The sequence below is a fragment of the Candidatus Poribacteria bacterium genome (assembly GCA_021162805.1).
In the GTDB taxonomy this organism is placed as follows: Bacteria; Poribacteria; WGA-4E; order B28-G17; family B28-G17; genus JAGGXZ01.
Genome location: JAGGXZ010000128.1, coordinates 1 through 7,585 on the forward strand (window position 1 = coordinate 1; position 7,585 = coordinate 7,585).

Annotated in this window: 7 protein-coding genes; 2 read left to right on the top strand and 5 right to left on the bottom strand. The window is 53.7% G+C overall.

The window, feature by feature from the left end:
* Positions 1-60: 60 nt before the first annotated feature.
* From J7M22_09905 to J7M22_09925, 5 genes are read right to left on the bottom strand one after another with little or no spacing between them, the layout of a single operon-like run.
* On the bottom strand, positions 61-1,458 hold the full coding sequence (locus J7M22_09905) for a TolC family protein (GenBank protein ID MCD6506922.1): 1,398 nt from the start codon (positions 1,456-1,458) through the stop codon (positions 61-63).
* A gap of 29 nt (positions 1,459-1,487) precedes the next feature.
* Positions 1,488-2,702, bottom strand: coding sequence for an ABC transporter permease (locus tag J7M22_09910; protein ID MCD6506923.1), 1,215 nt, complete (start codon positions 2,700-2,702; stop codon positions 1,488-1,490).
* Complete coding sequence (locus J7M22_09915; protein MCD6506924.1) at positions 2,699-3,373, bottom strand: ABC transporter ATP-binding protein; 675 nt, start codon at positions 3,371-3,373, stop codon at positions 2,699-2,701. Before J7M22_09915 ends, J7M22_09910 begins: the two co-directional genes overlap by 4 nt.
* Before the next feature lie 6 nt (positions 3,374-3,379).
* A complete protein-coding gene (locus J7M22_09920) occupies positions 3,380-5,131 on the bottom strand; it encodes an efflux RND transporter periplasmic adaptor subunit (GenBank protein MCD6506925.1) in 1,752 nt (583 codons plus the stop codon).
* A 50-nt stretch (positions 5,132-5,181) separates the two neighbouring features.
* On the bottom strand, positions 5,182-5,577 hold the full coding sequence (locus tag J7M22_09925; protein ID MCD6506926.1) for a hypothetical protein: 396 nt from the start codon (positions 5,575-5,577) through the stop codon (positions 5,182-5,184).
* A gap of 187 nt (positions 5,578-5,764) precedes the next feature.
* Between J7M22_09925 and era the strand changes: the two genes are divergently transcribed.
* Both era and J7M22_09935 read left to right on the top strand, forming a co-directional pair.
* Entirely contained in the window at positions 5,765-6,652 is an 888-nt protein-coding gene (gene era, locus J7M22_09930) for a GTPase Era (protein MCD6506927.1), read from the top strand.
* A 45-nt stretch (positions 6,653-6,697) separates the two neighbouring features.
* On the top strand, positions 6,698-7,393 hold the full coding sequence (locus J7M22_09935; GenBank protein MCD6506928.1) for a hypothetical protein: 696 nt from the start codon (positions 6,698-6,700) through the stop codon (positions 7,391-7,393).
* The last annotated feature ends 192 nt before the right edge of the window (positions 7,394-7,585 follow it).

Below are 7,585 nucleotides of genomic sequence, written 5' to 3' on the forward strand. Positions count from 1 at the left end.
ACCGACTTCAGGGTTTGATTGCTCCGAGTCAGTCGTTAAGCGTGTCTAGCCTTGTCTCAGCTAGACTATAGCTTTCCTAAGGGCCGCCTGAGCGATCTTATAGTCGTAGTATGCCCGAACCCTGTTCGTCATCGCCTGAGCGTATAAGCTCCTGGCCTCAGCCACCTCCAACTCGGTAGCCACCTCCTGCTCGTATCTTCCTGTCGTCACATCGAGGTTCGCCTTGGCATTTCTAACCTGTTTGTCCAGTATCTCCAATTGCTTCCTCGTCCTCATTATGTTAAGGTAGTTCTGTCTGACCTCAAGCATTATCTGACGCTGGAGAGACTTGTAGCACTCCTTTAGATCCCTCAATTGAATCTCGTATCGCTGTTCACGTCTCCTAGACACCCCTCCGTCAAACAGGGGGAATGAGAGCTTTGCAACCGCCCTCCAGCTTCTGTGATCCTTGAAGCTTTCCCTCTCCCGCAGGTAATCGTCCAGGTTCACATCGTAGCTGTACTCGGCGGTGATCTTAGGGTATCTATCGATTTTGGCCAGGAACAGCCCCCATTCAGCGGCCTTTATCTTGGCCCTCATCTCCTTCAGCTCGGCCCTGTTTTTGAGCGCTCTATCTATCGCCTCATCGAGCCTCAGTTCCTCCGGTTCCAGCTTCCCCAGCACAATGAACCTTTTATATCCGGTGTCATCCACCACCTGTATCCGGCTGGCCGGATCAAGCCCCATGGCCATGGCCAGGTCGGCCCTGGCTATCTCGAGGTTGTTTTTATCCTGGACGAGCTGTAGCTCATCGTTAGCCTCCCTGACCTCCGCCGCCAGCACGTCGGCTTCTATCTTCTTCCCCGCCTCCATGAATGCCCTCACCCTCTCCGTGTTCTGCCGCGCGATCCTCAATATCTCCTCATCGACCTCCACGAGCCTCTGCGCCTTGAGAAGGTTATAATACGCCCGCGTCACATCGTAGATGATCTGCTGAATCTGACCCTCTCTCCTCTGTTGAGCGGCCTTCAGATCTTCTCTCCCTTGAGCCACCTCCGCTTCCCTGTGGCCGTGATCCCATATCGTGTATGAGGCTGAGAGCCCTAAATCGTAGTTTTCCTTTTCAAAGCCGAACTCTATCCTATCCGAGAAGAGATAGGTCCCGTTGAGGTAGATCTGAGGGAAATATCTGGATCTGGCATCGTTGAGTGAGAGCTCAGAGGTGATAACGCTGAGCCGAGATAGAATGGCGTCGGGCGATCTCTCCAGGGCGATATCGATGCATTCTCGGAGGGTAAGAGGCTTGGAGAGATCAACCTTACTCATACTATCCAGCTTCTCAAACAGCGTTTTCAGTTTATCCTCTGAGGGGGACTTCGGAAACAACGGGAACTGGGAGAAACCCGGGGGAACCCCGCCGAACCAAAGGATCAACATCGAAATGCCCAGCGGAAGCCACCATCTTCTTAATCTCCGCATGATCAACCTCACTTTAAGGTTTTTTCCCATCATTCATACCTCAGGGCTTCAATTGGATTGAGCCTTGCCGCCTTTCTGGCCGGATATATCCCGAAGAAGATGCCCACGGTGGCGGAGAAGAAGAACGCGAGGGAGATGGAATCCCATGAGACCACCGTTCTCCAGCCGGCCAGGTGGGAGATAAGCTTTGAACCTCCTATGCCGAAGGCGATCCCGATACCTCCACCTATCAGGCTTAAGACCAGCGATTCCATGAGGAACTGGATCAGTATATCCCTCCTTTTGGCGCCGACCGATTTGCGAATCCCTATCTCGCGGGTTCGCTCAGTGACCGACACCAGCATGATGTTCATGATCCCTATCCCGCCGACTATGAGCGAGATAGCTGCTATACCGCCCAGGAGGTAAGTGAAGCTCTTGCCCGTCTGCTCTATCATCTCAAGGAACTCGGTCTGTCGACGAATACTGAAATCATCCTCTTTATTTGCCGGCAACTTGTGTTGTATCCTCAGAACCTTCTCCAATTTTTTCTCGACCTCATCCATATATTTCTGGCTGACCACCTGGACGTTTATGGCGCGGAGGTAATCGGTGCCCAGCAGTCGCTTTTGAGCTGTCGTAACAGGGACGATGATCCAGTTGTCAGGGCTCCTCCACGGCGGACCGCCTTTCTCCTCCATCACACCCAGGACCTTGAACGGTATGTTGTTGATCCTTATCGTCTTGCCCACAGGATCCTCATCTCCGAAGACATCCTCCACCACCGTCTTGCCGAGGGCGCAGACCCTACGCATATAAAGCACATCGAGATCGGAGAAGAAGGAGCCCTTTTCGGGATGGAAGTTCATCACCACCTGATATTCGGGGGTGGTTCCCACGACCGGGGCGTTGGTGTTTTTATCCTTGTATTTTATCTGAGCTCCTCCGGCGAGTTCCGGAACGACCACCGTGATATACGGCACCCTTCTCTCTATCGCCTCGACGTCATCGATTTTCAGCGTTCTGACCGTTCCTCTGCCGAAAACCCTCGCGCCTCTTCGCTGCGCCCCTGGAGTTACCACCAGCACGTTTGTGCCGAGGGATTTTATCCTCTCCGATATGTCCTGCCTCGCGCCTCTGCCGATTGAGATCATGGTGATGATGGCGCCGACCCCGATGATTATCCCCAGCATCGTCAGGAGCGAGCGCGTCTTGTTGGCCATGAGGCTTCTATAGGCGATGCGGAGGTTCTCCTTAATTCTCATACCCTTTCCTCCTCCTCTATCACTCCATCCCTCAGGTGAATGATCCTATGGGCGTATGATGCTATCTCACGCTCATGAGTTACTAAGACGATGGTTATCCCGTTTTCGTTTAGTCTCCGGAATATACCCATGATCTCCGCCCCCGTTCTGGAGTCCAGGTTTCCCGTAGGCTCATCGGCGAGGATGATGGACGGGTTGTTCACAAGGGCACGGGCTATAGCCACCCTCTGTCTTTCGCCTCCTGATAGCTCAGCCGGCCTGTGTTTCGCCCTATGTGCAAGACCGACCGTCTCCAACATCTCGCGTGCCCTTTCAATCCGTTCCTTTTCGGGCACATCGCTGTAGATCATGGGCAGCTCCACGTTATGGATTACGTTCTCTCTGGGGATCAGGTTGAAGGTCTGAAAGACGAATCCTATCTTCCTGTTTCTGATCTCGGCCAACTGATTATCGTTCAGCCCGCTCACCTCGACGCCTTCCAGCCAGTATCTGCCGCTCGTGGGGACGTCCAGACATCCGATTATGTTCATCAGGGTCGATTTCCCGGAACCGGAGGGCCCCATGATGGCCACGAACTCTCCGGCCTTAACTTCAAGCGATACCCCCCTCAGCGCTGGAACTTCGACCTCTCCCATGAGATAGATCTTGTGTATATCCTCCATCACGATCATCCCTCTCTACCTCCTCGGCGGCGGAGGCGGTGGCGGGCCCGGCGGTCTTCCTCCGCCCTGTTTTCTCTGGGCTTCCCGCTGCATCCGTCCGAAGGTTCCCATCAGCCCTCTACTTCCTCGCATCCAGGGAGGGACCTGTTCTCCTTCACTGAGCTTCGGGAAGCCGCCGATCATAACCACATCTCCCTCCGAGAGGCCGGATATCACCTCAGTATATTCGTAGTCGGTGACGCCAGTTTCGATCATCCTGGGTCTTACCGGTCTGCCGTTTACCACGGGGATAACGAACTTTCGACCTCTGATCTCCTTGATGGCCTCGTTCGGCACGAGAAGCACCCCCTTCTTATCCGCGACGGTGATCTCCACCGTGGCGTTCATCCCCGGTTTCAGTATTCCGGATGGGTTTTTGATCTCGGTGGTAACCTTGAAGGTGGTCACGTTCTGTAGGGTTTCACCCTGTGGCGCTATCTTGAGCACCACGCCCTCGAAGGTCTTATCGGGATAGGCGTCCACCACGATCGATACCGGCTGGCCGGGTCTCACATATCCTATCTGTGTCTCATCCACGTCAACTTTGACGTAGACCCTTCCCAGATCGGCCATCGTGACCAGGGGAGTTCCCCCACCGGCTATCGCCTGGAGGCTTGATGAGATGACCTGCCCCTCTTCGACGTATTTCTTAAGTATCGTCCCCGATATCGGTGCGGTAACGAGGGTATCGGCCAATCTGTCCTGGGCCGATTTGAGGGCCACCTCTGCCCGGACGACGCTGGCTTGGGCCTCTTCCACGTCCTTCTCTCTCAGCTTGATCTGTGCCTGATTGGCCTTGACCGATTCCAGATTGGCCTTAGCCTCCTCAAGTTGGGCGATGGCTTGCTCCAGGCTTTTCTGGAGCGAGGCTATACTGGTTTTGGCCCTCTCCTGAGCGGAGGTGAGGGCCAGTTCTGCCTTTTTGACTTTCAACTGCGCCAGCTTTATCTCATCCTCCCTGGAGGGATTCTTCACCATGTTCAACTGCTCAAGGGCCGAGTCATACTGGGCCTGGGCCGTGTCCAGCTTGGATTTGGCCGAGTCCAGCTCAGATTTAGGAACGAACTTCCGATCATACAACGCTTTGGCCCTCTCATACTCTGCCCGAGCCAGATCCAGATTGGCTTTCGCCTGTGCCACGTTTGCCTCGGCCCTCTTCACCTCCTCAGCTCGGGGTTCCTGGGCCAGTTTGAGCTGAAGCTTTGCCGATTCCAGGTTGGCTTTCGCCTCCTCGATGGCCCGTGCGTTTGATTCCCTTTCCTGTTCTATCTCCACCCGCAACTGATCGACCCGAGCCTGGGCTGATTTCACCCTCTCCTCGGCCTGTTTAAGCTGTATCTCATACTGCTGCTTTTGAAGTTCGAGACTGGTCTCCGCCTGAGCAAGGCGTGCCTTTGCGGCGGTTAAATCAGCCTGCGCCTTATCCACATCGGCCTGGACATAAGTTTTCTCTATCTCGGCTATCAGATCCCCTTCCTTCAACGTGTCACCCTCCTCAATCGGCATCTTTATGATCTTCCCGCTCGCCTTGGATTTGACCTCAACGATGGTCAGAGGCTCTATGGTTCCCGTGGCCTCCACCGTGACGGTGATATCACCTCGTTTGACGATCGCCGTCTGTATCTCGGATGCCTTGCTTTCGGGCCTTGAGAATATCCTTCCCCTGCCGAGGAACGCCCCCACTCCAAGTGCCACTACGACGATCCCGATAACAATCCATTTTCTCATCTTATCACCTGCCGTTTCATGGATGCGTAGAACGTTGAGACGTTAAACGTTCAACGTCTCGGCGGTCGCCTCTGTTGTAACTTCTCCCACTCGATTAACTTCCTCATCTCCTCCTTCGTCAGAGCCTTTCTGAGTTTCTTATCCAGGTCCTTTTTGATCTTAGCCATTCCGTCCATCATAGCGTCGAAGTTACCTGCCGATTCTCTTATCAGCTTCTTGCGATCGTCCCATGCCTTTTGGAAGAGCGGTCGAATCTTCTCCAGAGTTTTGTTATCCACCTTTACCTCGAAGGCAATAGCCGCCCATGTGTTCTCGATGGCCTGCATCATCCTGAAAGCACCAGGAGGTCTCGGGGGCTGCGCCTGTGTAAGCTGAAAGGTGGCTCCGACGATGGCGATGGCTATCATAGCCAGCAGAGCGGTTATGATCACCGTTATAGGTTTCATTTGTACTACCTCCTCCTTTTAATTCGTCTTTCAACCCATTAGACGAAATTGGGCGGCGGGATGTTCGGGAAAAGATTCATGGACATTTCATGCTCCCCGCCTTGAGCGCGCCGCCTGTTATGGTGTATAATGACCTTGGCGATCGAGTGGGAGAGGCAGAATCTCGAAGCTTTTGGAGGGATGGAATATGAGATCCGGATACGTCTCCATAGTCGGCGAGCCGAACGTAGGCAAATCGACCTTGCTCAACGTGATGCTTGGGGAGAAACTCTCAATAGTCACGCCCAAACCCCAAACGACCCGTAACAGGATAACCGGCATCCTGACCACGGATGAGTATCAGATCATATTTCTCGACACTCCCGGCCTGCTGAAACCCAGATATAAGCTGCAGGAGTATATGCAGGAGGCGGTCAGAGGGGCGGTGAATGACGCCGATGTGATACTTTATATGATAGACGTCTCCCGCCCGCCGAAGGAGAGAAGCGAGAGGGATATACTGAGGATGCTACGTGAATCGAACAAGGTCGTGATCCTGGTGATGAACAAGATAGATCTCGTATCCAAACCGATGCTTCTGCCTATGATCGCCTCATACAAGGATAAGATGGATTTCGCCGAGATCGTGCCGATCTCCGCCCTTAAAAACGACGGCGTGGATATACTGATCGACGTGATAGTGAAATACCTGCCCGAGGGACCTCAGCTATATCCTGAGGATCAGATTAGCGATATGCCCCTGAGGTTCTTCGTCGCCGAGACGATACGCGAGAAGGTCTTTCTCCTAACAAAACAGGAGATACCATATGCCTCCTCCGTCCTCGTAGAGGAGTTCAAAGAGAGGGAGGAAGGGGCAGCCACTTATATCCGGGCGACGATCTACGTGGAGAGGGAATCGCAAAAGGGGATAATAATCGGGAGAGGAGGAAACATGCTTAAAAAGATAGGTATGGAAGCGCGACGCGAGATAGAGGCCTTCCTCGGTTCACCTGTCTATCTCGATCTATGGGTCAAGGTGAAGGAGGGTTGGCGTCGCAACCCGCGCGACCTGAGGGAGTTGGGATACGCCCCCTGACATGGTATAATATCTGGTAAGTTCTCAAAGCGGAGGTAGGAGAGGATGAGAAAAACCGCTATTTTAACCTTTCTTTTGTTAGCGGCTATATCCGTTTCATCCGGGAAGGAGATCGAGATATCGATCGACGGCCAGTTCGACGACTGGGAAGGCGTCAGAGAGTATACCGATCCGGAGGGCGATACGTTCGGTGGGCCGGATGATCCCACCTTGGATATCCTGAGCTGCAGGATCGCCAACGACGATGAGTTCCTATACGTCTACGTGACGGTTAAGGACGACATAGCCAACGGTAAGACCAGCAGGGGAGCATATCAGACCGTCATCGATGCCGATAATAACTACGATACCGGAATCCAATCGGATAAGGAGGCGCCGTATCCACCGCATGAAAGGCCGCTGGGCGTGGATTTCTACATAAGCGTCGAGACCAAACAAGGGGTCTATCAGGGTGTCGGGATACAGGGATATGCGCCCGATGCGGCGAACATAGATCAGGACCATGACGTGCCCGGAGCGGTGGTGGACGCCGTCGTGGTGGCAAATAAGTATGAGCTCAAGTGCAACTTGAAAAGCCTGGGGGTCAAAAACGGGGATATGATCCGCCTCACCATACTCCACTACTCGGCCGCCAATACGGTGGATTGGATTATGCCGCCCATAGATTACAGGCTCGGAGACTATCTGCAGCCCGTCGATCCGATGGGTAAGTTGACAACGCTCTGGGGAATGATAAAATGATGAAACGTTTATAACTATAGTTCCGCAGATTTTGGTTGCCAGATGAAAGGGGAAGAAGGTATCATCGCGACTGCGGGTAGGGCGAGCGATCGGGAAAGAGGAGGATGAAGTGGCTATGGCTTTGATGGCTCAGCTCAAGGCTCGTGGCCACCCTGACACTGGGAATGGGAGCTACCGGGAAGCGATGGTCGA